The sequence below is a fragment of the Sporosarcina jiandibaonis genome (assembly GCF_013184495.1).
GTDB lineage: Bacteria > Bacillota > Bacilli > Bacillales_A > Planococcaceae > Sporosarcina > Sporosarcina jiandibaonis.
Window position 1 is genome coordinate 1 of the sequence record NZ_JAAOIY010000016.1, and the last position, 1,674, is coordinate 1,674.

Genomic DNA, 1,674 nt, shown 5'->3' on the forward strand with positions numbered 1-1,674 from the left:
TGAACTGCTCCCTGTCAAGTAGACAGTGGAAATAATAAAATGGTTCTAAGCGGCTTTAGCTCTATATTCTATAGGGCTAAGGCCGTTTAATTTTTCTTGGTATCTCTCATAATTGTAAAAGTAAATATATTCATTTATCGCTTTAGAAAGCTCTTCGTAAGTTTCGTACTTATGTAAATAATATTTTTCGCATTTGAGCGTTCCCCAAAAGGATTCTATTGGTCCATTATCAATACACTTACCAACCCGAGACATGCTGTGTGCCATTGCTGCATCGTCTATCCTACGCTTAAACCCACGGGAGGTGTATTGGTATCCACGATCGCTATGAATAAGTGGATGCTCTTTGTCGTTTAACGTATCTATAGCTAAATCAATTGTCTTGAAAACCAGGCGATTATCGTTTCTATGCCCTAAAACATAGCTAACAATCGACCCGTCGTATAGATCTCGAATTGCACTTAAATATGCTTTCTTTGATGAGCCATATTTAAATTCCGTGACATCCGTTACCCACTTCTCATTCGGAGCTGCTGCTGTAAACTCGCGATTTAATGTGTTTTCAGCTACATATTGAGGAGTAGAATATTTGTATCTTTTCTTTTTCTTACGAATGACTGACTGTAATCCTGTAACTTTCATCAATCTATAGATTCTTTTATGATTGAAATTTTGATTAAACCTACGGTTTATATTCATTTTCATCCGTCGGTATCCATAGATACCTTCCACTTTTTTATTTAGAATTATCATTTCTTCAATAATTTCTTCATTTAAGAGTTCACGATCAGACGGTTTTCGGTCCAACCACTTATAGTAAGATGATCGTGCAATGCCCGCAATATCACAAAGAAGCGAGATTGAAAAGCGCTCCTTTCCATGAAGCTCTTGTATTGCGATATACTTATCTTCGAATCTTACCTGATTTATCTTCGCCTCCTTTCTATCTCCTCTAACTTTTTTAAAAACGCATTCTCTGCCTTTAATCGTTCATTTTCTCTTTCCAGTTTCTTCATTTCTAATTTAAATTTATCTTCAGGCGATAATTCAAGTTCTTCTTTTCGTTTCCCACGTCCATCCTTTAGTGCATCACTTCCACCGGCCTCATATTTTTTTACCCACTGATATACTTGTTGATAAGAAACCTCGTACTTTTCAGCTGTGGATTGGTAATCTCTTTCATTATCTATACAATGGATAGCGATTTGCGTTCTTTCTTCTAGAGTAGTTTTTCTTCCTTTAGTCATAGAGTTTGACCTTCCTTTTCCCGTATCTTTTAGCTCTCTATGACCATTATACTTTCTAATCCATTTGTGAAGTACCCCCGCGCCTGAAATGCCATGCATTCTAATAACTTCCCGTTGTGAATATTCCCCTGACAAATAATCTCTTACTGCAGATTCCTTTAACTCCTTAGAATATCGTTTCTCGGTTTTTGAATTTTTAAGTCCACTTAATCCAACTTTTTCAAACTTTTCCATCCAGTCATATACAGTCGTTCTATGAACTTTGTATTTCAAACAAATCTCATTTAATGTGTAATCTTCATTCTGGTAAGCCATGATTACTTCATATTTAAATTTATTCGAGTAAAATTTACGTGCCATAAAAAATCCCCCTAAGGAAAAACAGATTTTTATTTTTTAATCTGTCTACCTTAAGGGGAGCATATCA

1 protein-coding gene is annotated in these 1,674 nt (G+C 35.5%); it reads right to left on the reverse strand.

Features of this window, described 5'->3' with window-relative positions; translation table 11 throughout:
* Positions 1 to 45 precede the first annotated feature (45 nt).
* A protein-coding gene (locus tag G8782_RS18240; RefSeq protein ID WP_172373895.1) for an IS3 family transposase occupies positions 46 to 1,607 on the reverse strand; the annotation gives its coding sequence in 2 pieces (ribosomal slippage) (positions 46 to 965 and positions 965 to 1,607; 1,563 coding nt in all).
* Positions 1,608 to 1,674: the final 67 nt, after the last annotated feature.